This is a genomic window from Amycolatopsis sp. NPDC048633 (assembly GCF_040650695.1).
In the GTDB taxonomy this organism is placed as follows: domain Bacteria; phylum Actinomycetota; class Actinomycetes; order Mycobacteriales; family Pseudonocardiaceae; genus Amycolatopsis.
Genome location: NZ_JBEZHS010000001.1, coordinates 1,089,349 through 1,111,945, shown reverse-complemented (window position 1 = coordinate 1,111,945; position 22,597 = coordinate 1,089,349). Strand labels below are relative to the sequence as shown.

The window sequence follows — 22,597 nt, the reverse complement described above, 5'->3', positions numbered from 1 at the left end:
CCGCTCGACGGCTCGCGACTTCAGGCCGGTCACCGCCGACGAGCAGCGAATCGAGGTATCCATGCGGGTGTCCCTGGACCGGCACCAGGTCATGACGGCGACTGCGGTCATCGCGGGCACGTCGGTCAGCACGATCGTGCTGAACCTGGCCTACGACGTCACGCCGCGTGCGTGGATCTACTACCTGACGTTCGCCGTGTGCGCGGCCACAGTGATCATCGCTCCGTTCCTCTTCATGAACCTGCTTCGCAGCAGGCGGCCTGCTACGGCCGCGGCTGCGGATCGCAGCGCGATGCTCGAATCTCGCGCCTGGACCACCGACCTCGTTTCGGGAGAAGGGCCGGCCAGGCTCCACGCCATCTACGCACTGTCGGACCTCGCCAAGAGAGGCGCGCTGCCGCCGGAGTTCGTGGTCACCGTCCTCGAGGAGTTCGTCGGAACGTATGACGGCCCACGACCCGGAGCGCAGCCGCTCCCGGCAGCGGACCCGGCACCCCGCCGGCAAAGGGAGCAAAGCCGGTCGGACGATCTGCGGCTGGCGATCCGGGCGCTGGCCGACCTCGGGCCGCGGACCGAGCGCCCGGTGCACCTGTCCGGCGTCGACCTCACCGGTCTCGACCTGACGGGCATCGACCTCACCGGCTTCCAGCTGCGGAACGCGCGTCTCGGGAACACCAACCTGACCGGGGCGACGCTGACCCGTGCCGATCTCAGCGGGAGCTCGCTCAACGGAGTTCAAGCCCGTGGCGCCCGGTTCGCGCAAGCCGTCCTGAACGAGGCGAACTTCGCCGGCGGCCGGCTGGCCGACACGGACTTTTCGGGGGTGCTGGCCGTCGCCGTCAACTTCGCCTCGGCTGATCTTCGCGCGGCGAAGTTCGCTCGGGCCTCGGTCGCCGAGACCAACTTCAGCGACGCGAGGATGACCCGGGCGGATCTGGGTGACGCCTACGTGGCCGACTGCAGCTTCGCCGGGGCCGACCTGATCGACACGATCTTCACCGAGACCGAACTCGCCGGTGTTCTGGACTTCGCGGGAGCGAACGTGAACGAGCGTCCCTTGACCGGCGCGAAGGTCCGGATGATCGGCCGGCCCGAAACGGACGAGCTGCGGCGGCTCGGCGCGTACTTGGCCCCCGCAGCGCTTCCCGCGCTGGGCGAAGGCACCGAGAATGTCGTCTAGCCGCCAGCACCGCGACGACGGGACCCAGCACGATCCACACCGCATCGTGGTGGCGAACGCACACCGGATCTACGCCAGGAACATGCTGTCGGACGCCGACAACGCGGTGAGCCGGCTGCAGTCCGAGGAAGCCACCCTGCTGGGCCGCCGGACGTTCTGCTACCGCGTCCAGGCCTCGGCGATCGGGCTGATGTTCGTGGGCGGCGCAGCCGGCGCGGTCCTGCTCATGACCGGTCTGCTCCCACTGGCACTGATCGGCGGCGGGTTTTCGCTGCTGAACGGCGGCTGCGTGGCCGGCGCTCGCAGCTTGGACAAGCAACTGCGCGGCGATCTGAAAGAGGTCCGGCTGTCCCTCGAGCGAGAGCGGAAGCTCCGCCGTGAGACCTGGGAGAACCTGGCGAACAACGACCGGCTGCTCGACGCCGAGACCCAGCTGGTGCTGGCTCGCAGCGAGGAGGCGGCGACCGGGCGGCCCAAGGAGCTCGAAAGTGGCCGGCAGAAGAAACGTCGCAAGCTCCGCTGAGCGCCTCAGCCGGTGATCGCCGCGTTGATCAGGATGTCGACGGCTTTGTCGTTGCGCGTGGTCTGCGGGACGATCTGGGTGTCGCGCGGGTAGAAGCCCGGGCTGCTGCCCTTCGGGTACATCTCGAAGGTGAAGCTCCAGATCTTGTGCGTCGCCCACATCCAGTCGTTGACGCTGCCGTCGGTGATGTAGAGGTCGCTGGACTGCTGGGGCGTGTAGCCGTTGGTCGCGGCCATCTGCTTGCCGAGCGTCTCGAACTTCGTCGCCTCGGCCGCCGTGAGCCCGGGCGCGGTCCGGTCGTAGGTGTAGCCGAACGGCCACAGCACCAGCTCGGAGTAGGTGTGGAAGTCGATGTGCGTCTTGATCTGCTGGGCGCCGCCGACCACGCGCGAGGTCACCCAGTTCGAGACGGCCCGGGCCTCGGGCGCCGAGAACGCCGCCGTGCCGCGGTAGGTCTCGCTCGACGTCGAGCCCGACGAGCCGCCGCAGCAGCCCCACTTGTAGCCCCAGTTGCGGTTGGTGTCGGTGCCGCTGCCCTGGCGGTTCTTGCGCCAGCTGTGGAACGTGCCGCCGGAGATGTCGTACTCGGCGCCGTCCGGGTTGACGCTCGGGACGACCCAGATCTCGGTGCTGTCGACCAGCCGCTTGATCGCGCTGTCGGTGGCATACCCGCTGGTCAGCCGCTGGACGATGCGCAGGCACATCTCGGTGGTGAGGTGCTCGCGCGCGTGCTGGTTGCAGGTGAACAGCACCTCGGGCTCGTTCTCGTCGGTGGCCGCGTTGTCCGAGATCTTGATCAGCGAAAGCGCGCGGCCCTCGTAGGAGGTGCCGGCGCTGCCGAGCTTCGTCAGCGACGGGTAGTTCGCGACGGCCTTCTGCAGCTCGGTCTGGGTCTCGGCGTAGGTGTGGTAGCCGGTGTAGCCGGCCGGGAAGTCCTCGACGGTCGCGGTGGTCTGCGGCCGGTTGACCGCACCGAGCGTCCTGACGCCGAAGCCGAGCGCGCGCAGCTGGGCGGCTTCGGCCGGGTTGGCGATGACCGTGGTCGTCGCGCCTTCGGTGGCGAGGATGTCGGCGCCGGTCCGGGCGACCTCGGTGCGCTGCTGGGCCGTGCCGGTGCCGGTCACCTCGTACACCTGCGGTCCGGTGGGCTGGGCGGCACCGGCGTGGCCGCCGGTCGTGAGCATCAAGAGGGCGGCCGCGGCCGCCGCCAGGCACGTTCGTGGGCGCATAGCGTCTCCTGCTCTCGGGGGTGCTTCGACCTTGGCGGGAGCCGGACGTAACGCGCAATCCGTACGTCTACGGATCTAAAGGACGTTGCTAGCCGTAGTTGGCGAAGCAGAGCGCCTCGATGTCGGCACGCAGGGTGGCGAACGACCGCGGGCGCACCCGCTGCTGGACGACCGTGCCCAGCAGGTAGGACAGCAGCGCGCGGGCCCGCGCCCGCGGGTCGTCGACGTCGAGTGGGGCGAGCAGCTCGGCCAGCAGCTCCGTGAGCGAGGTGAGCATGACGTCGATGGCCTGCGGGTGCTGCGCGCGCCCGGCCGCGATCCAGTACTCGAACCAGAGGAACGCGGCGTTCGGGTTGGCGGCGAAGACGCGCAGGTACTCCTCGAGGACGGCGAAGAGGCGCTTGCGGGGCTCGTCGTGCTTCGCGCCGACTTCGCGCAGACCCGCGGCGAAGGCGGTGATGTGCGCGGCCATAGCGCGGTCGATGAGGACGTCGATGTCGGCGAAGTAGTAGTGGATCGCGCTCTTGGTGAGCGGCCCGGCGTCGGCGATGGCGCGCACGGTGCACCCCGCGAGCCCGTCGCGCGCGAGCACGACCCGCGCGGCTTCGACGATCTGTTCCTGCTTGGCCAGCTGGTTGGGAGAGAGCCGCTCGCTGCGACCGGGGACTGCGCTCACGGTGATTCTCGTTACCTTCTTCCTGGACTGCAGCCCCGAATCCTAGGGCAGACGTCCTGCGGGCGGCCCCGGGGTGAAAAACCGGATTGGCCACCCCGGTCCGCGCAGCGGACAATGCGCGCATGGTGATCTCAGGGGACAAGGGGCTCAGCCCGGCTGCGCGCAGCCAGCTGGAGAAGGAAATCGCGAACCTGCGCGCTCAACGCGAAGCTCTCGCGCCGCAACCCGGCGAGCAGGAGCGCACGGGGGACGCGGCGGACCAGGCGGACGTGATCGACCGCGCGGAGGCGGCAGCCCGGCTCGACCGCCAGATCGCGGATCTGGCCGCGAAGATGGAACACGGCGGCTACGGCAACGCGCAGCTCCCCGACGGCACAACGGTGGCCCTCCGCTTCTCGGACGGCGACGAAGAGACGTTCCAGGTGGTAACGGTCCCAGGCGAAGACGCGGACGCGATCACGTCGGACAGCCCCCTGGGCCTGGCCCTGGTGGGCCGCAAGGCGGGCGACGAGATCACCTACCGAACCCCCCGAGGCGACGCCAAGGCCACAGTCCTGAAGGTAACGCCCCCGAAGTAACAGCCCAAAGCCCCTCGCGAAGGCCCCCAGCCCACAAGGCCGGGGGCCTTCGCCATCCGAAACATGACCCATAAGGGTGGTTCTGAAGAACAAAATCCGCCGGCCGACAAGAGGACGCAACCCACGGCGGGGGCCGGGGCGGAGCCCCGGACGGGGTGTCGGGCGAAGCCCCACAAGACACGCGAGACAAGGAAAAAGGCCCCCGCCCACTGAGGGCAAGGGCCTTGCAACCTTGTCGAGCCGCCTAGGGGAATCGAACCCCTGACCTATTCATTACGAGCGCAATTCGTCACTTGTTGACCTTGGACTCAGGCCTCTGACCTGCACGTCCACGGTCCCTGAACGTCCGTGTACGTCCGAGGTCAGCTACGCCGATTGTCACTCACTTGGACACCCAGCCGGGCCAACGTGATCTCGTCCGCATACCGACACGGGGATGGGGCTGCCGGCTCTCCGAGTCGGCAGCCCCATCCCCGCTCAGTTACTTGCCCGACACCTCCTGCGCGTAGGTGGGCACCAACCCCGGGTGCGCGAGCAGCACCACGGTTGGCATCCCGACAAGGAGGACAAGGGTCACGCATACCGTCGTCATGAAGCGCATGAAGAGGCGAAACCGCCGCTCATCACTCAATGCAAGAGCGAGGAACCGGAGGGTATCTGCAGCCAAACGGCTGACGCCCATGTGATCATGCTCTTCATCTGGGGTAGGATTTCTAATTGCGACACTCCTAGACCTGGTTAACCGCCGACTTGGGGTGTCGTACGGGCACCTGGTCTGACGCAACCAGCCAGGTGCCCTTCTTATTGAACGGACCCCGATAGGAGTAACGAGTTCTACATTCCACGCGCCAATCTTTCGTGCCTTTTTCTTGAGCTCGCCCTCGTCCATGCCCCGGCGAGGGCGTCCTGATCAAGTTAGCACGAGCCGCCTTGTGCGTACATGTACATGAAGAGACTCCAAATAAACAAGACTTGGGATGTAGCACAGCGTACGCCACCTTTTCCCCCAGACGAACGAAATTACCGTCAAGTAACATGAAACCGTTTAATGTTTCGTCAGATTCTGACGCCTGACATCACTTAACAGAGTCGGCACCACCCGTTCGTGGATTCTAAAATCACACCCTTGGGGTACATCACCCGGCAAGGCTCTTACTACCCAGAGTGACAGGTTGGTACGAATGAGCGTTCCAGCCGAGACTCGTTGCCAACAGTGAAACTTCCAACGCGCAGAGCCTCAACGCGCGACCAGGCAATGTGAAAAATTCACCTCCGCGAGCGTCGCTCGGCGATGATTTTCAACCGGTTGCCGGCAGTGCAACGATCACCGTCTTGCAACCTCCCCCAGGCACGAAGACATCCACACTCGGCGCGTCTCAAACCGATTGCATCGATGACCACGCGTGCAGCTCCTGGCGGCTTCGCCGATTCCTCAGCCTTCTTCAGCTTTGTCGCGCGATCTAGCACAACGAGAAGCGGCCCTGACACGCACTCCAAGGCCACTTCTCGTTGTCGACTAGCTACTGTTCGACGACCTCGTCAGATTTGTCGGGTCGCTTATAGCGCCAGGCGCTTACCAACAGGCTCTGAGCAAGCTCTGCCATCTGACGATCTCCGTGCAGACGGAGGCGATTGACCGCCAGTTCGTAGCATTCGCCGTCTGCTCGTTCTTTGATCACCCAAACGACGACAACAGTCCCGTCTTCTTCAACCCGATAGACCGCTCGGTAGTCGCGGTCGCCAATGACGAGCTTCCGAAACGTAGTCAGGTTGCCATCTGCACGACTGCCGAGCGGCTGCCCTCGCTGCTCCGGCTCTTCCTCCAGCTTGACCAGGGCCTTCAAGACAATCTTTCGTGCGGACCCATCCAGGTCCCTAAGGTCTTCTTTAGCGTCGTCCGTCAGGTAGACCCTGGCCATCGATACTCATTCCTCGTCTAGATCAACGTCAAACTCGGCAGCGACGTCTTCCAGGCTGTGCCGAGCGCCGGAGTCGGTCATGGTCCTGACCCAGGCGATGCTCAGTAGCTTCAAGTCCTCTTCAACCTCCTCGATGCGCTGTAGCCGTTCCATGGATTCGATGTTCGCGATGACTGCGGCAGGACGGTTGTTACGCATGACAACGAAGCGGCGACCAGTCTCGCTGACGTCGCTGACCAGCCTGGAGAAGCGCTGACCAGCGTCAGTCACGCTGACGATGTCGTCGGAATCGATGTTCATAAGCTTGGTCCCTTGGGGATGCGCGGCACGGGTCTCGTCTCGTGGTTGTGGTGTGGTGGGCTGACGTGGTGGGTTCGGTGCGGTGGCGTCGCTTGCCCGTCGTGAGCGTGTTGTCGGATGCGCGGTTCCGCTACTGCAGCAGCCCCTGTATCCTACATAGAATCCTGTACAGGATTCCTTAGCTTATAGTAACGATCTCACCCGGAGGTACCGACTTCCCAACCCCCGAAGTCAACAAATCAGCAGGTCAGAGCCTTGGGCAACCTACTGGCGCACCGGATACTTGTCCGACAAGACAGAAGGGCACTGCCGCCAACACCGCCCAGACGGGTTACAATCACGATCAAAGTTTTCGAACCTAACACTTGGCACGTGCACCGACGCACCAAGTTAGCTTGCCAACGGCACCTGACGCAGCAAGTTAACTGACGCTTATCTTTGCGCGTTCTCCGGACTAGACAAGACCACTTGCAGTTACAACTGACGCTGCAAGCTCTAGGACGTGAGACTTGTCACGTCACCCCACGGACAAAGTCCGTCTGCAGCGCTGCGCCACACTGCAAGTCTGATCTCGACATGCTTGGCGCGTGTACATGACGTTGCAAGCTAACACCGAGTCTGCCTGTAGCGTGTGCACATGGACCCTCGGCGCTACATGTCGGACGCCTTCGGCAAGCCTGCTCGCGAGCCTGGTAACAAGTGGGCGTTCGACTACTTCCTCCCCAACCACCTCCCACGGCAACTCAACCTCGACGACAGCACTGTTCTGGCACTCTCGGACGCCGACAGCGCCCTGGGCCACCTGCAAGGCCTGGGGCAACTGGTCAGGGATCCTGACCTGCTCATCGGCCCGTTCGTGACTAGAGAAGCAGTCGCCAGCTCTCGCATCGAGGGGACACGAGCGTCCTTATCTGACGTACTGAAGGCCGAGCAGATGGCCGAAGGAGAGAGAACCAGCGACACCGACGAGGTGATTCGCTATCTCCGCGCTAGCGACCTGGGATTCCGTCTTATCGACAAGCTGCCAATATCGCAGCGGATGTTTAGCCAGATACACGAAGTCTTGATGGCCGGCGTCCGAGGCGAAGAGAAGCAGCCTGGCACGATCCGCACATCACCAGTATGGATTGGCACGGGAACTCATCGAATAGAGGACGCACAGTACGTTGCCCCTCTGCCGTCACATATACCCGACCTATTGACGGACTGGGAGAACTTTGTAAACGACCCAGCCAGTAAACTGCCAGTCCTAGTCCGCTGCGCCTTGATGCACTACCAGTTCGAGACCATTCACCCGTTCCTAGACGGGAACGGTCGAATTGGACGCCTGCTTATCGGAATCATGCTTGTAAACGAGCAGCGATTGACCAGGCCGCTACTTTATCTGTCTGGCTACCTGGAGAACCACAGGTCCGAGTACTACGAACGACTGCAAGCAGTCCGAGAGCGGGGCGACATACAGTCCTGGCTTCAGTTCTTTCTTCGCGCCGTACGCGAGCAGGCACTTGACTCTGTCAGAAGAGCCTCAGACATCGTAAACTTGCGCGAAAAGTATATTACTCAAAGTCAAACGGACCGGTCACGCGTGTCCGCGATTGTCCCTCTAGTCTTTCGCAACCCGTATATATCCGTTTTGGATGTTCAGCGCGCCATCGGAGTTACCACCCAGGGCGCCAGAGACCTGCTAAACAAAGCGGAATCTTATGGATGGGTACAGAAGTATACGACCATCGGGCGAGGCGGACGAACGCTTTGGGTTGCCGCTGAGGTCTTCGAAATCATCGAAGGGCCACTCGGCTATTCGACGGAGCCGAGTAGCTAGCACATAAACTACGATGTCCCGATTGCAAACAGACGACGTCGCAAGATCCGCGTCGTCAGCCAGCTTGTGCCACGTTACGCTTGCGCACTCGCAGCAGATCTGACGATATTGGCGCAGTTCCAAACGGTGGAGGCCCCTGACTTCTTCGCAATCGACCGTTGTGGACAGAACTGCCAAAGTCGTCGAACAGGGTCTACTCGACGACGCCGTAGTGGGTGGCGAGCGCGGCAAAGTCCGTCCCGCGGCGTCGGGTTGCTCGATCGACAAGCCGCCGCATCGTAGTCTTGCCGAGCGGCTGATATCGCACCCAGTCCGGCGCAAGGTCTCGTGCCTCGGCGAGCCAAGCCAAGGCGTTCCGATCGTGGCGGAGGTCCGCGGCCACAGCTGCAAGGAGCAGTCGGTGGCCGGCTTCCCAGAAGGCCGGGACGTCGCCCGTTGTGTCCGGCACTGCAGCTGCCAGACGGAGAGCTTGTTCGGGGTCGCCTGCGCGCGCCGCAAGCTCGATGTTCTGGAGTGCGGCGACGCGTGGGCCGAAGATCGCGGCCTCGGAAGCCGTGTCGCCTCGTGACCGGATCGCAGCAGCGTGAGCGGCAGCGAGAAGGTCCTCGGCGCGGCTGGCGCTACCCGTGCGCAGTGCCGCGGTTGCGGCGTTGAACAGCAGGTTGCCGAACACGCCAGCGCGTACCGGGTCTCGGTCGAGCATCCGCGGCTCGATCGCGGCGGCCGCCTGCGTAGCAACTCGCTCAGCGTCCTCCGCTCGGCCTTGGCGAACCAGCGTCCACGCCAGGTAGCGCAGCGAGATAGCGGCCTCGACCTCGGGAGCGTCCGACTCGGCAGCGGCCTCGATCGCCCGGGCGGCGGAGGTGTATGCCAAGTCGTCGAAGCCGAGTCGACCCGCGATGCCGGCGCCGAGCCGATACGCGGTCGACAAGACACGGTGCGCGCCGGCGCGCTCCTCGTCGCGGGTGTCGCGGACGCCTCGGCGAGCGTCGGCCAGAACGACCGGCAGCGCGTGCAGCAGCTCTGCGTGACGCCCGTCGACATACGCTCGCCAAGCGGCGTGCGCGCTGGTCGTGAGTTCCGGGAGTGGCAGCAGCTCGCGAGTGTCCGCCAGGTCTTCAAGACCGGGGATGGACGCATCCGCGGTGATCGCCCGGCGGAGCGGCGCTACGTCGACTTCACGGGAGTGCGGCGCCGGCAGCGAGCCGAGCAGCGCATCGACCGGGACGCCGAGTGCGGCCGCGAGCTTGCGGAGGGTGGCAGGGCGGCTGGTCGTGCGAGTGCCCTGCTCGATGCGGGCCACGGTGTCGACGCCGACTGAGGCTGCCTCGGCGAGTCCCTCTTGGGAGAAGTCGCGGGCTTTGCGGATGCGCGTCAGGTTCTCGGCGAGCGGGTTGTGAGCGGTCATCCGTCCTCCGGCTGTGTGCACGCAGTAACCAGACTATCGCGCTATGCGCCTGCCGTCCTCACATATCAGCAGCTCACCGGCGCGCGCAGCGTCGAGAGCAACCGCGATCCGGCGCGCGAGGATCGGCTTCAGGCGCGATGCCGCAGTGTCGAGCGGCAGTAGCTCCACCGACAGGATCTCGGGGTCCGTGATCTTCAGCGCCTTGATCTCGGCCTCGGTGACCTGACCGCCGTCGAAGACGTACGCCATTCCCTCCGGCATGCGCGAGTCGTCCGGGATGTAGTCGATCACCAGCAGGTTGCCGAGCGGCCGATCGATGCCGACCTCCTCCGCGACCTCCCGGGCCGCGGTACGCCAGGGAGGCTCTCCCTCCTCGCACGCGCCACCCGGGATATCCCAGTGCGACTTGTACGACGGCTCGACGAACAGCACGCGGCCGGCCTCGTCGCGGAAGAGGACGCCGGCGGACATGCGCTTGCGGTTGAGCGAACGCACGTACTCGTCGAAGGGGAGCAAGTCCACCAGGCGAGGCTACCGGCGGCGCGCGACGTCCCGCTGATCTATGCCTTTCACGCCTAGTTAGTACGCGTTGAGCTGCCGAAATCATGGTTACCGGCTGTGTTTTGAGTGTCCGCATTCGACAACAGTTGATCAGGTGACGGCACAAGACGGGGGCTCGACCGGGCGCGAGGACCGGCCGACGTTCTGGTGCGGCGGCTCGCTGTTCAACACCGGCGGCCAGCGGCTCAACGAGATCGACTGGAGCAAGACCCCGCACCCGAAGACCCACGCGAACATGACCGATACCGACTGGGAGCAGGCTGATGCCGCGCTTCAAGTGTTCGAAGTCGAGCGGGGCCTTCGGTGACCGCGCTGGACGACCGGCCGGTGAGTCGCGCTGCCGGACCACGGCGCGATTTCTGGGAGTGGCACGAGTTCACCGAGGGCGACGGGTGGGCTCACCTGTACCTGCACTCGGAGATGGCGAATCCGCGACTCGTCCTGTTGCTGCCCTGGTGCCTGGTCAACGATCCGTTTCCACTGGAGCACGACCGCCCGAGCGTCAGCCGCGGTCGGGTGATCCCGAAGCCTGGTCGGATGTGTCCCGTCTGCGCAAGCCAGAACGAGCACCGGCGAATCGAGGTGCCACATGCACGCCCGTGATCGCGAACTGCTGGCCGGCCTCTCAAAGGTGAATTCCAAGGTCGGGAGCGTGACGGTCGAGCTGCTGACCCTCCAACCGAGCGACGCGCGCTACGCGGCCGCGTTGCGCGCACTCGGCCATCAGCTAGCACAAATCGGCGCAGCGCTTGCTCAGCGCGCTAGCGAGCTGGACGGCAATGACCTGGCTCCGATGACGCTGCTGAACAGCCCGGACGAAGACATTCAACGACTGAACGGAGCGGTCTGAACTGTGACCGACCGCGTACCCCGGCCCGCCGTCATCGCTCTTGCAGGCGGCCTCCGCGACGCCCGCAACCGACGCGGCGTCGGCCTTCGCCGACTCGCTGACATGGTCAACCTTCGCCCAGGAGTGCTGTCGAGTTTCGAACTCGGCAATCGCACTCCTCCGGACACCACCGTGGCGCACATCCTCGGTGTTCTGCGATCACCGACCACCGTGTGCGATCAGCTCGTCGACCTTGCTCGTCGCGCTCGCGAACGCGACTTCATCGACCACACCGGGCACGCTGAGAACCTCCTGCGCGCGGCGTACGAGCAGCGATCGACACAGGTGTTCGACTGGTCGCCAACGCTGTTTCCGGAGGCGCTGCAAACCGTCGAGTACGCCCGTGCGTTGCGGGATACAGGCCTGGTCGACGTCGGCACCTCTGCCAACCGGCGATCCCTCGCCCTGACAGTCCAGGAACTCACTTCGCCGAGCGGCACGGAACCGCGACGTACCTACCTGATCGGCGAAGCCGCCACCCGTCCCGATTCCAGCTCGGCAGGCGAGTTCAGCGCCCAGCTCGACGCGGTAATCGCCCTGACACGGCACCCACACATGTCCATTCGTCTCGTTCCGTCCGCCGTGTGCCCACCCGGCCTGGTCGAACGATTCACCCTTTACGAGAACCGCGCCGGCGCATTCGCGGTCGCCGTGCCGCACCATCGCGGCGCCGTCTTCCTCACGCACGGAGACACCGTGACGGCCTACAAGAAGACGGCCAAGTCGCTACAACGCCGCGCGACGGACAACGCGTGGTGCTGATTCGCTCCCGGCCGGTGCGTCCTGACCTCCCTCTAGGCGGCGCGCCGGCCGGGTTCCACCCTCTGCGTCATTCGCCGAGCACACGTTCCTGCTGAAGCTCTAGCCTGGCTGAGGCACCCCGATAGAGGAGTCTGATGACCACGACGAAGGCCTTCACGTCAGAGCGGACACAAGCCGTCTTCGAGGCAGCTTGCGCCTTCGCCGGGCTCGACGCGGCCGGCGCAAAGCGAGTCCGATTCGGGGAGAACGCCATCTTCCGTCTGGCCGACAGCTCGGCTGTCGTCCGCGTCGGCCGCTCGATCCCGGCGGCGACGAAAGAAGTGCTCGTCGCTGGCTGGCTCGCGGAGAACGGGTTCCCTGCTGCCACGTCGCTGGCTGGCTCCGAACGGCCATTCGTCGAGGACGGGCTACCCGTCACGTTCTGGAACTGCCTCGAAGAGGACGACACTCCGGTCACGCCGGCGGAGTTCGGGACGCTGCTCCACGACCTGCACGCTCTCCCCCACCCGACGGATTTCCGTCTGCCGGCCTTCTCTCCGATGCCGAAGGTTGAACCGCGTCTGCAAGCCCTGAAGGGCAAGCTCCCCGAAGCTGACCTCGACTTTCTTCGCGAGCGGTACGAGGAACTTTCCGAGAAGTTCCAAGGCCTTGAGTTCCCGCTACCTGCCGGCCCTGTGCACGGCGACGCGCACCCGGGGAACGTCATGCGTGCGCCGGACGGGACGTTGAACCTGATCGACTTCGAGGACTTCGCCTTCGGACCGCGCGAGTGGGACGCGGCTGTGCTCTCTGTCCGCCATCAGGCGTTCGGGTGGGCTTCCGAGGCCGAATACGACTCCTACACAGAGGCCTACGGGTTCGACCCGATCAGCTGGCCGGGCTTCCCCGTGCTAAGGGCGACACGAGAGCTGAACATGACCATGTGGCTCTCGCAGACCGTTGATGAGTCCGCCGAGGTCAAGGCCGAGGTACAGAAGCGCATCGCCAACCTACGCGACGATCAGGCGCCCCGTCACTGGAAGGTTTTCTGACGGCAGGTGGATGCTGGCGAAGTCGAGGAATTCCTCACCAACGGGTCGCTTGCATGCCCGCCCAGTCGCCCGCGGAAGTCGTCGAGATACGAGATCACACGGAACGACTTCAGCTTCGCCGCGGTCTCGACGACCGACCTAGCCACGTCCAATGCCTCTTCGAGGTTCCCCCCTTGCAGGTGGGACGTCGCCAGCACGGTCCGACAGAACGAGAGGCTTCGAACGTAGGTGGACTCCGAGGCCGCTATAGACGCGGCGGCGTGGTGGTTCGCCAACTCCGCATTCCCGATGTCACGGAAGCAGTGCGCGAACTCGGCGTGTAGCTCGGCCTCGTCGAAGTAGTGAATCCAGTCGGGGTCGTTTTCACGAATCCCCTGGCAGTGCCACCGCTCAGCGGTGAGCAAAGCGGCTGTGACGTCCTCCTGCCGGCCGAGCGACGCGAGCGCCCTTGCTTCCATCGCATGGAAGAGCGCCATCGTCGTCGGGGTGGCGTAGCCGTTCGCCCCCTTGTACGCCGCGCGTGCAAGATCGACGGCCCGTTGGAAGTGACCGAGGAAGTTCGCCTGGTGCGACATGCCCGCGAGGATTCGGCCGCACAGCGGCTTGTCGCCGGCCGCCTTCGCCAAGCGGAACGCCTGCGTCAGGTATCGCTGTGCGAGCCCGTGCGCGCCTGTGTCGTACGCCGTCCAACCAGCCAGCCGCGTCAGGGCAGCGACCTCCCGGAAGTACTCCCGCCCGACCGGGTCATGCGGGGAGACGTGCCCAATGTTCGGCAAGATCTCCTGGTCGAGGAACGATGCGACGAGCGACTTCGGGCGGCCGCCGCCGTACTTGTAGTCGAAGCTGCTGAACATCGCGGTTGCCTCGCGAACCGCCTCGACGTCCACGACGGTGATCGAGCGCGGCTCGGACGGCGGCCGAGACCCTTCGGTGTCGGAGTCGGTCAACCACCTGATGACCAGGCCACTCCAGGCCTCCGGCACGACGGCCAGCGGGCCGACCCGCTTCGGTGTTCGCAGCTCGAGTTCGGTGATCGCGCCCAGCGCGACCAGGCTGTGTGCGATCTCCTCGGGGTACTCCAGGCCGACGTCGCCCGAGGTGGTCTCGGCGCCGCCGCCGAAGCCGAGCTCCTCCAGGCTGACAGGCCGGCCGAGCAGCTCGCCGAGGACGCCGGCGATCAGCTGACAGGTGCGCGGGTGCGGCTTCGTGCCGTCGAGCCAGCGCTTGACCGACACGTGGTCCGCGCTGACCAGCTCGCCGCCGTCTCTCTGGCTGCGTTCGCGCACACGGCGGGCGAAGCCCTTGTTCGTCGCCCCCGCCTGTCGCATAACCGCAGCTAGAAGTGCGTTCGGCTGCTTCCCCTTGTCGACCACCGGTACCTCCGAAGGTCATTAAAGCACCCCCCGTGCACCCCCCACGTGCAGAAATGCACCCCCGCGTGCACACTGCTGCACCCCCGCCCCTGCGCGGTTTCCTGTGTTCATCAGCGACAACGCCGAATCGAAAACTTCGATTCGGATCGGCCTCCAGGCCCGTCGCAGAACGAAAGGAGACCGTGATGGCGAAGAACAACTTCCCGGTTATGAAGAGCGGGGGCGGCCTGGTCGGAAAGGCGATCGGGCTGGTCGTCGGACTCGCGATCGTCGTGCTGATCGTCAAGTACCCGGCCGACTCGGCGAACTGGGCGAGCGGAGCCGCGCACGGCATCGGCGCCGTGATCGACGGCGTCGTGACGTTCCTCCGCGCCCTGTTCGGCTAGCTCTCCCCCAACTTCCGCTCGATCTCGCCGAGACGCTTCCTTATCTCGGCAATGGCCTGCCAGACCCGCTCGTCTCCCGAGGCCTCGGAGCGAACCGTGGAGTCACCCTCGGCTGGCTGGGTGCGGACGAACGAACCCTTGCCGTGCCGGATCACCACCAGGCCCTCTTCCCTGAGGTGGGCAACGGCGCTCTTGGCCGTGTTCACCGCGACCCCCCAGGAATCGGCCAGTTCCTGGTAGGTCGGCAGCTGCGCCCCGGGGGCGTACTCCCCCGACAGGATCGCGGCCCGGAGACCGCCGGCTACTTGCAAGAACGGCGCACGCGGGTCGTCCGGGTTCAGGGATGCCATACCACCAGCGTAGGCCAAGTCAGTTGGCTAAGTCAGTTCTCCCATGTCAGTTGACAGAGTTAATAGACAGGACTTACGTTGGATCTCGGCCGCCCCGGCCGCTCCCGAGCGGGAGACCTACGAATCGTTGGAGTTCACACCAATGGATGACCTCATCCCTTTGCCCAGCTACGCGCCGGACGGCCTGACCGAGTCGGACATTGACGCGATGATCGCCGAGTACTTCGTGACGGCTCACGACCAGGAAACGGTGAGCACCAGCCTGGCGCCGAGCACGGACCGGGCCGCCACGCATCGACACGTCCGGCGCATCAGCCGCCAGACCATCAGCTCGGCTCTCCGGGGCCGGTCGGACAGCCCCGGCGCGGCTGCTTGAAGCCGCCCCGGCCCGGCGCACGGAACCGCCAAGAACCACCCGCCGGACCGGGCTTCTCCCAACCACTTCCAAGCCAGTCAGGAGAACACCCATGGTAGGGCTCGACACGCCCACGAACACCCGAAGCGCGTACCCGCCTTCGGTCGCCGACCTGCTGCCTCGTGTCCGGGAGTTCGCCGCGGACCTGGGTGAATGCCCCTCCCGGAACCGGATCATGACCGAGTTCAAGGTGGGTGCGCCGAAGGCCCGCGCCATCCTCGCCGCGCTGAACGAGGACGCCGACACCAAACCCGTCCGGAAGCTGCACGCCGTGGCTGAACCCGCCGAGGCCGCGGAAACGACTCCGGAGTTCGAGGTTCCCGAAGGACCGACCACAGACGAATCGGAGCCGCAGGTCAGCACCACTGCAGACCCGGGCGCAAGGCCGGAAAAGGCACGGCGGATCAAGCTGTGGCCGGTGCTCCTGCTGGCCCTACCGGCGTTCGTCGCCGTCTGGAGCGGCTGGGTCGGCCTCGGCAGGCTGACCGGGTTCGGCCCGATCCAGCTCCTGCCGGGCATCTGGGATCACCTGACGATCAACTCGGCGATCACGCTCCCGATCGGGGTCGAGACCTACGCGGCATTCGCCCTGCGGGTCTGGCTGTCCCCGGCGACCCGGACCCACCGAGTCCGCAACTTCGCGAAGTGGTCCGCCCTGGGCTCGCTCGTCCTCGGCATGGTCGGCCAGGTCGCCTACCACCTGATGTCCGCCGCGGACGTCGAACGCGCTCCCTGGCCGGTGACCACGCTCGTCTCCTGCCTGCCGGTGGTCGTCCTCGGCTGCGGTGCTGCCCTTGCACACCTCGTCCGCGACACCACCGACAGGAGGTGAACGACTGATGAGCACCACCAACGAACCGCACGGTGGCCGCGTGATCGCCTTCCCGAACACGGCTCCCGTCGAGGCCGACCAGTTCGTCATCGACGCCGAGCCCGGCGACGAGTCCGCGGAGCAGTCGCCGGCCGTCCCGGTGGACCGCCCGGTCTCGAACGGCTCGTCGTGGCTGGACCGCCTCCGCTCGCAAGACCGCCAGGCGATCATCCCCAGCTACCTCAAGTCCGCGGCCGACGCGAAGGACGCCGCGAAGTGGGTGGGGAAGCACTACGCGCACAAGGCCGGCTACCACGCTGCCCGGTCACCGCTCTACGCGCTCCGGCTCGCGGTGCGCTCCCCTCGTGGCCTTCTCCTCCTGCTGGCAGCAACCGGCCGGTACGTGACCGACGCCGAGGGGCGTCCGGCCCGATCGGAGACGGCCACGGCCGATAAGGCCGACCTGTACCTGAAGCTGTCGCAACAGCGTGACCGGCGGGTTGTGCTCCGGCTGATTCAGCTCGGTCTCGTGTCGACGGTGGGCCTGGTCCTGGTGTTCACACTGCCGAACGTCCTGCCCGAGTGGGTGATCTGGGCCTGCGGTGCAACTGCCTTGGCTCTGCTGGGAAAGCTCGGCTCCACGCGGGACAACCCGGTCGTTCCGTCTCGCGCGGTGCTGTCGACGCAGGTGCAGAAGCTGACGAGCGACAACGTCATTCAGGCACTGTCGGTGCTCGGCATCGCAGGTATCAACCAGGCCCTCACCAAGAACCCGAACGCGATCGGGTTCACGGCGCCGATCACCCGGGACGGCCCCGGCTGGCGGGCCGACGTCGACCTTCCGCCCGGCGTCACGGTGTCCGAAGTGGTCGAGCGGCGGGCGAAGCTCGCGTCCGGCCTCGGCCGTCCCCTCGGCTGCGTCTGGCCGGAGGGCAACGCCGAGGTTCACCCCGGGCGGATGGTCCTGTGGGTCGGCGATCAGGACCTGTCCAAGTCGCGACAGGCAGCTTGGCCGCTGCGGAAGCTCGGCACCGTCGACCTGTTCAAGCCTCAGCCGTTCGGCACCGACCAGCGCGGCCGGTGGGTGGACGTCACCCTGATGTTCATCTCCATGGTCATCGGCGCGATCCCGCGGATGGGCAAGACGTTCACGCTGCGAGAACTGCTGCTTATCGCCGCGCTGGACCCGAGGGCCGAGCTGCACTCGTTCGACCTCAAGGGGACCGGCGACCTCTCGCCGCTGGCGCCGGTGTCGCACCGGTACCGCGCCGGCGACGAGCCAGACGACATCGCGTACGCCGTCGCCGACCTCCGGGCGCTCGCCGACGAGCTGCGGCGGCGAGCGAAGGTGATCCGGGAGCTGCCGAAGGATCTGTGCCCGGAGAACAAGGTCACGCCGGAGCTGGCCGACAAGAAGTCCCTTGGCCTGCACCCAATCGTGATCGGTGTCGACGAGTGTCAGAAGTGGTTCGAGCACCCGGAGTACGGCGCGGAGATCGAGGAGGTCTGCACCGACCTCGTGAAGCGCGGCCCGGCACTGGGGATCGTCATCATCCTGGCGACGCAGCGACCGGACGCGAAGAGCATCCCGACCGCGATCAGCGACAACGCCGTGATGCGGTTCTGCCTCAAGGTCACCGGCCAGCAGGCCAACGACATGGTGCTCGGCACCTCGTCGTACCGGAACGGCATCCGGGCAACCACGCTGTCCTTTCGGGACAAGGGCATCGGGTACCTGGCCGGCGAAGGCGACGAGCCGCGCATCACCCGCGGCGTGTACATCGACGGCCCGGACGCCGAGAAGATCGCCGCCCGCGCACGAACGGCGCGGCTGGCGGCCGGACGGCTGACCGGCTACGCCGCGGGCCTCGACCTCACGCCCGAGGACGACGAGGACACGAGCACCTTGCTCGCCGACGTGCTGACCGCGATCGGCGACGCCGAGAAGGCGTGGTCGGAGCGGATCGTTGACCGGCTCGCCGAGTTGCGGCCGGCGGTCTACGGCCCGTGGGCCGAACTGCCGACCGGCTCGGCGAAGGCAACCCAGCTCTCGACCGCGCTGAAGCCGCTCGGGATCACCACCAAGCAGGTGTGGGGCAACGACGTCGACACCGGCAAGGGCGCCAACCGGATGGGCGTCAAGCGCGAATGGATTGCCGACGCACTGACCGAGCGTGATCGGAAACGCAAGAGCGGCTAGCTCTCGCAGGGCTCTAGGTCTAGAGCCTCGTCCCTCTAGACCTAGAGCCCTCCCTAGACCACCACAACACCGCTGATCAGCGCCCTAGCACCTAGAGGCGCGGGTCGAGTGCGGCCAAAAACAGCTCCGGAGGATCCGTTGAACCCCCTCAGCAACCCGACCGTCCTGCTGCTGATCCTTCTCTCACTCGTCACTCTTGGTTACTCCTGGTCGTGCGCGATCTACCCCTACAAGCCGTGCCGCTCCTGCCGGGGCTTCGGTGCTTTTCGCTCGCCGTTGCTCCGCGCGATCCGGCTCTGCCGCCGGTGCAGCGGCACCGGCCGCACGCTCCGCGTCGGCCGCCGCGCCTACAACTCCTGCCTCCGCGCTCGCCGGTCGTACCGCGATCTCCGCGACCGCGACCGCCGCGACAACAGCCGCTGACTCGCAGGTCACCCGAAAGGCAACCCCATGAAGACCACATTGCTCGACCCCGAGCGTCAGTTCCTTGGCTGCGTGATGCAGGTCCGGCTGACCGGGGCCTGCCGACTGCTCGCCGGCATGCGCGCCGACGACTTCGGCTCACCGATCGCCGCTCGCGTTCTCCAGCTGGTCATCGAGCTGACCGGCGCGGGCCACGCACCGACCCCGATGGCTGTGATGGACCACGCCCGCGAGAGGACAGCGACCGAACCGCGGTCCGGTGGCGCGCACCGCCTGCACAGCCTCGGCCTCTGGATCGTCGAGACCTACACGGACGGCCCGATACTGCCGCCGCCGTACTACGGCGCCTGGCTAAAAGCCGTCGTGCTCAAGAACGCGTACCGCCGCGCGGTCCGGGAGCACGCGGCTCGGCTGGTGCAGGCCGTCGAGGACGACTCGCCGACGGACGTCCTCCGCCACCAGGTCGACGACACCGAGCGGCTTGACGATCTGTGGCGGCGCTACCGCGAAGCCGGAGACGACGACGAACCGACCGCACGTCTGGAGGTGGCCGCCTGATGTCCGGATTCGACGACACCCTGTCCGTGATCGACTTCGTGATCTCCGACCAGGCGGCACCGAAGTGCCAGCAGTGCGGCCGGCCGCGTGGTGACTCGCCGTCCGGCGACTTCTGCTCGGAGAACTGCCAGCGCGTCTGGCGCGGCCGCCACATCGCGGCCAAGCCAGCCGCCGACGGCGGCGCCCACCCGAGCGAGCTGCCGGAAGCCGCGCCGGTCACCCCGCTCGCCTGGCTCGGGCCGGTCCCTGCCGGTGCCGTCACGAAGCCGGGTCACGAGGTCCTCGACTCGGTCGTGACGTTCGTGTCGCGTTTCTCGGCCTTCGCCAACGAGCACGCCGCGCCGACGCTCGCGCTCTGGTACGCCCACACCCACGTCGCCGACCGGCTGTACGTCACGCCGAGGCTGATCCTCGACTCGGCGGAGCCCGGCAGCGGCAAGACGCGCGTGCTGGAGGTCGCGCAGTACCTCGTGGCCAAGCCGGAGATGACCATCAGCATCACGCCGGCCGCGATCTTCCGCATGCTCGCCGACGGACCGATGACGCTGCTGTTCGACGAGATCGACGCGGTGTTCAACCCGAAGACGGGCGGGAACAACGAAGACCTACGCGCGCTGCTCAACGCCGGCTACAAGCGGTCGGCGACCGTGACACGGTGCGTCGGCGACGCCAAGAGCATGAACGTCACGCGGTTCCCGGTCTACGCACCGGTCGCGCTCGCCGGGATCGCCGGCGGCATGCCAGACACCATCACCACCCGAGCGATCACCATCCACATGCGCAAGCGCCGGTTCGACGAGGTGGTCGAAGAGTTCATCGAAGAGGACGTCGAACGCGAGTCGGCGACGGTGCGCACCGAGCTGGCGAACTGGGTCGGCCGCGTCGGCGACGAGGTGAGCCGCGCACGACCGGACCGGCCGGACGGCGTGCGCGACCGCGCCGCGGAGATCTGGCGCCCGCTGCTGGCGATCGCGGACACGGCCGGTGGGCACTGGCCGGAGACAGCGCGCAAGGCCTGTCGTCACTTCGTGCTCGAAGCCACCGCGCAACCGGCCTCGATCGGCGTGCGGCTCCTGGCGGACATCCGGCAGATCTTCACGGTCGAGAACACCGACCGCATGGTGACGGCCGAGCTGATCCGCGAGCTGCACGCCATCGAAGACGGGCCGTGGACGGACCTGCAGGGCAAGCCGCTCGACAGCCGCCGCCTGGCGAAGGAACTGGAGCGGTACTTGGTCCGGCCGAAGGACCTCAAGGTCAGCGGCAAGACGCTGAAGGGCTACCGCATCGACGGCGACAGTGGACTGGCCGACGCCTGGAGCCGCTACCTGCCACCGCTCGATTCCAGGGCGACCTCCGCGACCCACGCGACCCCGCAGGTCAACGCCATATCCAGCGCCGCGGAGTCGCCGAGCTCGGCCGCGACCTCCGCAACCGGGGTCGCGGACAGTCGCGGCACCCAACAGCCGCTCGCACCCGCGCTGGCCAGCCCGGTCGCGGAGGTCGCGGACGTCGCGCCCGCCAAGCCCGACCACGACACCGAGGGGGATCGATGAACGCTCTACCGATGCCGGTCGCAGTGCCCGAACGGCACCTCTACCGGATCACCGAAGCGATGCGCCTGCTCTCGATGAGCCGCTCGGTCATCTACGAGCAGTTGCGCTCGGGGCGCTTGCGCTCGGTCAAGCAGGGACGCGCCCGGCTCGTGCCGGCCGTCGCTATCCAGCAGTACGTCGAGTTGCTGATGAGGGAAGCGGAGGTCAGCTATGGCGAGTCGGCGTAGTCGCGGGGACGGCGGGCTCTACTGGTCGGAAGCGCGCCAGCGCTGGATCGCCGAGCTGACGACCGGCTACCGGCCGAACGGGAAGCGGATCGTCCGCAAGGCCAGCGGCAAGACCAAGACCGAAGCCAAGGACAAGCTCAAGGAGCTGGTTCGTGACGTCGAAGAGGGCGCCGCCAACGCGTCGGCCGGGTACACGGTCGAGCAGGCGGTGAACGACTGGCTCGTGAGCTACGAACGCGGCGAGCGGGACCCCAACACCGTCAAGGCCGTCCGGTCCCTGGTCAACAACCACATCGTGCCCTCGATCGGAGCCCGACCGCTGGTGAAGCTCGAAGTCGACGACGTCGAAGACTGGCTGGCCGAGAAGGCCGAAGTACTGGTGACCTCGACCTTGCGAAACCTCCGCTCGATCCTCCGCCGGGCGATCAACCGCGCTCAGGTGCGCAAGCGGGTTCGGTACAACGTGGTGCTGTTGTGCGATGAGCTGCCAGCGGGGAAGGGGGCCGGGCGGCCGTCGAAGGCGCTCACGCTCGTTCAGGCGGAGGCGGTGCTCGCGGCAGCAGAGTCGTCGCCGATGCGCGCCTACATCGTGGTGTCCTTGCTGACCGGCGCGCGGACCGAGGAGATGCGGCCGCTCACGTGGGACCACGTGGACCTGGTGGGCAAGCCGGAGGCGACGCCGGCGATCCCGCCGAACGTGAAGGTGTGGCGTTCGGTCCGCGCCCGCGGTGAGACGAAGACGAGGAAGTCCCGGCGCACGCTCGCGCTGCCTGAGCGAGCCGTCAAGGCGCTGGAGGCGCACCGAGTGGCCCAGCAGGCGGTGAAGGCGGTGGCGGGCGACGATTGGCGCGAACTAGGGCTCGTGTTCGCAACCAACGTCGGCACCGAGCGAGACGTCAACAACGTCCGGCGAGACTTCCGCCGGGTGATCAAGGCGGCCGGGCTCAACCCGACCCAGTGGACGCCCCGGGAGCTGCGGCACAGCTTCGTCTCGATCCTCTCGGACGGCGGGATGCCGATCGAGGAGATCTCACGACTGGTCGGGCACAGCAGCACCGCCGTGACGGAACTGGTCTACCGGAAGCAGATCCGGCCGGTGGTCGAGTCGGGTGCCACCGCAATGGACCGGCTCTTCCCCGCAACGGGTGAAACTGCGGAACGTTCTCCGTCCATCGACCAGGCGCCTTAGCCGCCCACCAGACGAGCCAGGCCTCGCCCGAGCTATCGGGTGAGGCCTGGCTCGGAACCGTCACGTCCAGCCGCAGCGCTACGACGTTGAGGAGATCCCCATGCGCCGCGGTTGACACGAGCCGTCTGAATAGATGGCTAGCCTGTACCCAGAGCCATTGCGCGGCGATCTAACGCTGGAGGCAGACGCCCACGGCGAGCTGGTACGCCCGGCCCAACCGAAAGACACGAC

Annotated in this window: 26 protein-coding genes; 17 read left to right on the top strand and 9 right to left on the bottom strand. The window is 66.5% G+C overall.

Features of this window, described 5'->3' with window-relative positions:
- The first annotated feature begins 61 nt into the window (after positions 1–61).
- Both AB0C38_RS05610 and AB0C38_RS05605 read left to right on the top strand, forming a co-directional pair.
- Positions 62–1,180 carry a pentapeptide repeat-containing protein gene (locus AB0C38_RS05610; RefSeq protein ID WP_360666886.1) on the top strand — a complete coding sequence of 373 codons (1,119 nt, stop codon included), beginning with the start codon at positions 62–64 and terminating at the stop codon, positions 1,178–1,180.
- Complete coding sequence (locus AB0C38_RS05605) at positions 1,170–1,703, top strand: hypothetical protein (protein ID WP_360666883.1); 534 nt, start codon at positions 1,170–1,172, stop codon at positions 1,701–1,703. Before AB0C38_RS05610 ends, AB0C38_RS05605 begins: the two co-directional genes overlap by 11 nt.
- A 5-nt stretch (positions 1,704–1,708) precedes the next feature.
- On the opposite strand, the gene AB0C38_RS05600 is transcribed toward AB0C38_RS05605, so the two are convergent.
- Positions 1,709–2,914 (bottom strand): M14 family metallopeptidase, encoded by a 1,206-nt coding sequence (locus tag AB0C38_RS05600; protein WP_360667528.1) that lies wholly within the window; start codon positions 2,912–2,914, stop codon positions 1,709–1,711.
- A gap of 106 nt (positions 2,915–3,020) precedes the next feature.
- Positions 3,021–3,608 carry a TetR family transcriptional regulator gene (locus AB0C38_RS05595; protein ID WP_360666880.1) on the bottom strand — a complete coding sequence of 196 codons (588 nt, stop codon included), beginning with the start codon at positions 3,606–3,608 and terminating at the stop codon, positions 3,021–3,023.
- 122 nt (positions 3,609–3,730) lie between these two features.
- On the opposite strand from AB0C38_RS05595, the gene AB0C38_RS05590 reads away from it, so the two are divergent.
- Positions 3,731–4,186, top strand: coding sequence for a GreA/GreB family elongation factor (locus AB0C38_RS05590; RefSeq protein ID WP_360666877.1), 456 nt, complete (start codon positions 3,731–3,733; stop codon positions 4,184–4,186).
- A 481-nt stretch (positions 4,187–4,667) separates the two neighbouring features.
- On the opposite strand, the gene AB0C38_RS05585 is transcribed toward AB0C38_RS05590, so the two are convergent.
- From AB0C38_RS05585 to AB0C38_RS05575, 3 genes are all read right to left on the bottom strand, one after another.
- On the bottom strand, positions 4,668–4,868 hold the full coding sequence (locus AB0C38_RS05585; RefSeq protein ID WP_360666874.1) for a hypothetical protein: 201 nt from the start codon (positions 4,866–4,868) through the stop codon (positions 4,668–4,670).
- A gap of 838 nt (positions 4,869–5,706) precedes the next feature.
- The gene (locus AB0C38_RS05580; protein ID WP_360666872.1) at positions 5,707–6,105 is read right to left on the bottom strand and encodes a type II toxin-antitoxin system mRNA interferase toxin, RelE/StbE family; all 399 of its coding nucleotides are present in this window, start codon (positions 6,103–6,105) and stop codon (positions 5,707–5,709) included.
- Positions 6,106–6,111: 6 nt separating this feature from the next.
- Entirely contained in the window at positions 6,112–6,405 is a 294-nt protein-coding gene (locus AB0C38_RS05575) for a type II toxin-antitoxin system Phd/YefM family antitoxin (RefSeq protein WP_360666869.1), read from the bottom strand.
- Positions 6,406–7,042: 637 nt separating this feature from the next.
- Here AB0C38_RS05575 and AB0C38_RS05570 point away from each other — a divergent pair.
- Positions 7,043–8,227 carry a Fic family protein gene (locus tag AB0C38_RS05570; protein WP_360666866.1) on the top strand — a complete coding sequence of 395 codons (1,185 nt, stop codon included), beginning with the start codon at positions 7,043–7,045 and terminating at the stop codon, positions 8,225–8,227.
- Between the two features lie 193 nt (positions 8,228–8,420).
- Here the strand turns inward: AB0C38_RS05570 and AB0C38_RS05565 are convergent, their stop codons facing one another.
- Positions 8,421–9,635: a helix-turn-helix domain-containing protein gene (locus AB0C38_RS05565; protein ID WP_360666863.1), complete on the bottom strand. Its 1,215-nt coding sequence runs from the start codon at positions 9,633–9,635 to the stop codon at positions 8,421–8,423.
- A gap of 33 nt (positions 9,636–9,668) precedes the next feature.
- The gene (locus AB0C38_RS05560) at positions 9,669–10,157 is read right to left on the bottom strand and encodes an NUDIX hydrolase (protein WP_360666860.1); all 489 of its coding nucleotides are present in this window, start codon (positions 10,155–10,157) and stop codon (positions 9,669–9,671) included.
- A gap of 133 nt (positions 10,158–10,290) precedes the next feature.
- Here AB0C38_RS05560 and AB0C38_RS05555 point away from each other — a divergent pair, with 133 nt between their 5' ends.
- The 4 genes from AB0C38_RS05555 to AB0C38_RS05540 all read left to right on the top strand — a co-directional run bounded on the left by AB0C38_RS05555 (position 10,291) and on the right by AB0C38_RS05540 (position 12,878).
- On the top strand, positions 10,291–10,503 hold the full coding sequence (locus AB0C38_RS05555) for a hypothetical protein (RefSeq protein ID WP_360666857.1): 213 nt from the start codon (positions 10,291–10,293) through the stop codon (positions 10,501–10,503).
- Positions 10,504–10,785: 282 nt separating this feature from the next.
- Positions 10,786–11,046: a hypothetical protein gene (locus AB0C38_RS05550; RefSeq protein WP_360666854.1), complete on the top strand. Its 261-nt coding sequence runs from the start codon at positions 10,786–10,788 to the stop codon at positions 11,044–11,046.
- Positions 11,047–11,049: 3 nt separating this feature from the next.
- A complete protein-coding gene (locus tag AB0C38_RS05545) occupies positions 11,050–11,847 on the top strand; it encodes a Scr1 family TA system antitoxin-like transcriptional regulator (RefSeq protein WP_360666851.1) in 798 nt (265 codons plus the stop codon).
- Between the two features lie 134 nt (positions 11,848–11,981).
- Positions 11,982–12,878 (top strand): phosphotransferase, encoded by an 897-nt coding sequence (locus AB0C38_RS05540; protein WP_360666848.1) that lies wholly within the window; start codon positions 11,982–11,984, stop codon positions 12,876–12,878.
- Here the strand turns inward: AB0C38_RS05540 and AB0C38_RS05535 are convergent.
- Positions 12,860–14,251, bottom strand: a complete 1,392-nt coding sequence (locus AB0C38_RS05535) for a hypothetical protein (RefSeq protein WP_360666845.1) — start codon at positions 14,249–14,251, stop codon at positions 12,860–12,862. The genes AB0C38_RS05540 and AB0C38_RS05535 overlap by 19 nt on opposite strands.
- Before the next feature lie 185 nt (positions 14,252–14,436).
- Here AB0C38_RS05535 and AB0C38_RS05530 point away from each other — a divergent pair, with 185 nt between their 5' ends.
- A complete protein-coding gene (locus tag AB0C38_RS05530; protein ID WP_360666842.1) occupies positions 14,437–14,637 on the top strand; it encodes a hypothetical protein in 201 nt (66 codons plus the stop codon).
- Here the strand turns inward: AB0C38_RS05530 and AB0C38_RS05525 are convergent.
- A complete protein-coding gene (locus AB0C38_RS05525; RefSeq protein ID WP_360666839.1) occupies positions 14,634–14,987 on the bottom strand; it encodes a winged helix-turn-helix domain-containing protein in 354 nt (117 codons plus the stop codon). The two genes, AB0C38_RS05530 and AB0C38_RS05525, sit on opposite strands and share 4 nt — an antisense overlap.
- 142 nt (positions 14,988–15,129) lie before the next feature.
- On the opposite strand from AB0C38_RS05525, the gene AB0C38_RS05520 reads away from it, so the two are divergent.
- The 8 genes from AB0C38_RS05520 (at position 15,130) to AB0C38_RS05485 (ending at position 22,366) form a co-directional block, all read left to right on the top strand.
- Positions 15,130–15,363 (top strand): hypothetical protein, encoded by a 234-nt coding sequence (locus AB0C38_RS05520; protein ID WP_360666836.1) that lies wholly within the window; start codon positions 15,130–15,132, stop codon positions 15,361–15,363.
- 91 nt (positions 15,364–15,454) lie between these two features.
- Positions 15,455–16,234 (top strand): ABC transporter permease, encoded by a 780-nt coding sequence (locus tag AB0C38_RS05515; RefSeq protein WP_360666833.1) that lies wholly within the window; start codon positions 15,455–15,457, stop codon positions 16,232–16,234.
- Positions 16,235–16,241: 7 nt separating this feature from the next.
- The gene (locus AB0C38_RS05510) at positions 16,242–18,413 is read left to right on the top strand and encodes a cell division protein FtsK (RefSeq protein WP_360666831.1); all 2,172 of its coding nucleotides are present in this window, start codon (positions 16,242–16,244) and stop codon (positions 18,411–18,413) included.
- A gap of 138 nt (positions 18,414–18,551) precedes the next feature.
- On the top strand, positions 18,552–18,836 hold the full coding sequence (locus tag AB0C38_RS05505) for a hypothetical protein (protein WP_360666828.1): 285 nt from the start codon (positions 18,552–18,554) through the stop codon (positions 18,834–18,836).
- A gap of 27 nt (positions 18,837–18,863) precedes the next feature.
- Entirely contained in the window at positions 18,864–19,394 is a 531-nt protein-coding gene (locus AB0C38_RS05500; RefSeq protein ID WP_360666825.1) for a hypothetical protein, read from the top strand.
- Positions 19,394–20,950 (top strand): DUF3631 domain-containing protein, encoded by a 1,557-nt coding sequence (locus AB0C38_RS05495; protein WP_360666822.1) that lies wholly within the window; start codon positions 19,394–19,396, stop codon positions 20,948–20,950. The genes AB0C38_RS05500 and AB0C38_RS05495 overlap by 1 nt, the downstream gene beginning before the upstream one ends.
- Entirely contained in the window at positions 20,947–21,177 is a 231-nt protein-coding gene (locus tag AB0C38_RS05490; RefSeq protein WP_360666819.1) for a helix-turn-helix domain-containing protein, read from the top strand. Before AB0C38_RS05495 ends, AB0C38_RS05490 begins: the two co-directional genes overlap by 4 nt.
- Positions 21,161–22,366 (top strand): site-specific integrase, encoded by a 1,206-nt coding sequence (locus AB0C38_RS05485; protein ID WP_360666816.1) that lies wholly within the window; start codon positions 21,161–21,163, stop codon positions 22,364–22,366. Before AB0C38_RS05490 ends, AB0C38_RS05485 begins: the two co-directional genes overlap by 17 nt.
- Positions 22,367–22,597: the final 231 nt, after the last annotated feature.

Excerpts from the sequence above, each read along its gene's own strand:
- AB0C38_RS05490 (WP_360666819.1), top strand. The coding sequence starts at position 20,947 with ATGAACGCTCTACCGATGCCGGTCGCAGTGCCCGAACGGCACCTCTAC.
- AB0C38_RS05565 (WP_360666863.1), bottom strand. The coding sequence starts at position 9,635 with ATGACCGCTCACAACCCGCTCGCCGAGAACCTGACGCGCATCCGCAAA.
- AB0C38_RS05610 (WP_360666886.1), top strand. The coding sequence starts at position 62 with ATGCGGGTGTCCCTGGACCGGCACCAGGTCATGACGGCGACTGCGGTC.
- AB0C38_RS05550 (WP_360666854.1), top strand. The coding sequence starts at position 10,786 with ATGCACGCCCGTGATCGCGAACTGCTGGCCGGCCTCTCAAAGGTGAAT.
- AB0C38_RS05515 (WP_360666833.1), top strand. The coding sequence starts at position 15,455 with ATGGTAGGGCTCGACACGCCCACGAACACCCGAAGCGCGTACCCGCCT.
- AB0C38_RS05570 (WP_360666866.1), top strand. The coding sequence starts at position 7,043 with ATGGACCCTCGGCGCTACATGTCGGACGCCTTCGGCAAGCCTGCTCGC.
- AB0C38_RS05580 (WP_360666872.1), bottom strand. The coding sequence starts at position 6,105 with ATGGCCAGGGTCTACCTGACGGACGACGCTAAAGAAGACCTTAGGGAC.
- AB0C38_RS05590 (WP_360666877.1), top strand. The coding sequence starts at position 3,731 with ATGGTGATCTCAGGGGACAAGGGGCTCAGCCCGGCTGCGCGCAGCCAG.
- AB0C38_RS05605 (WP_360666883.1), top strand. The coding sequence starts at position 1,170 with ATGTCGTCTAGCCGCCAGCACCGCGACGACGGGACCCAGCACGATCCA.
- AB0C38_RS05485 (WP_360666816.1), top strand. The coding sequence starts at position 21,161 with ATGGCGAGTCGGCGTAGTCGCGGGGACGGCGGGCTCTACTGGTCGGAA.
- AB0C38_RS05525 (WP_360666839.1), bottom strand. The coding sequence starts at position 14,987 with ATGGCATCCCTGAACCCGGACGACCCGCGTGCGCCGTTCTTGCAAGTA.
- AB0C38_RS05510 (WP_360666831.1), top strand. The coding sequence starts at position 16,242 with ATGAGCACCACCAACGAACCGCACGGTGGCCGCGTGATCGCCTTCCCG.
- AB0C38_RS05540 (WP_360666848.1), top strand. The coding sequence starts at position 11,982 with ATGACCACGACGAAGGCCTTCACGTCAGAGCGGACACAAGCCGTCTTC.
- AB0C38_RS05520 (WP_360666836.1), top strand. The coding sequence starts at position 15,130 with ATGGATGACCTCATCCCTTTGCCCAGCTACGCGCCGGACGGCCTGACC.
- AB0C38_RS05585 (WP_360666874.1), bottom strand. The coding sequence starts at position 4,868 with ATGGGCGTCAGCCGTTTGGCTGCAGATACCCTCCGGTTCCTCGCTCTT.
- AB0C38_RS05500 (WP_360666825.1), top strand. The coding sequence starts at position 18,864 with ATGAAGACCACATTGCTCGACCCCGAGCGTCAGTTCCTTGGCTGCGTG.
- AB0C38_RS05530 (WP_360666842.1), top strand. The coding sequence starts at position 14,437 with ATGGCGAAGAACAACTTCCCGGTTATGAAGAGCGGGGGCGGCCTGGTC.
- AB0C38_RS05575 (WP_360666869.1), bottom strand. The coding sequence starts at position 6,405 with ATGAACATCGATTCCGACGACATCGTCAGCGTGACTGACGCTGGTCAG.
- AB0C38_RS05495 (WP_360666822.1), top strand. The coding sequence starts at position 19,394 with ATGTCCGGATTCGACGACACCCTGTCCGTGATCGACTTCGTGATCTCC.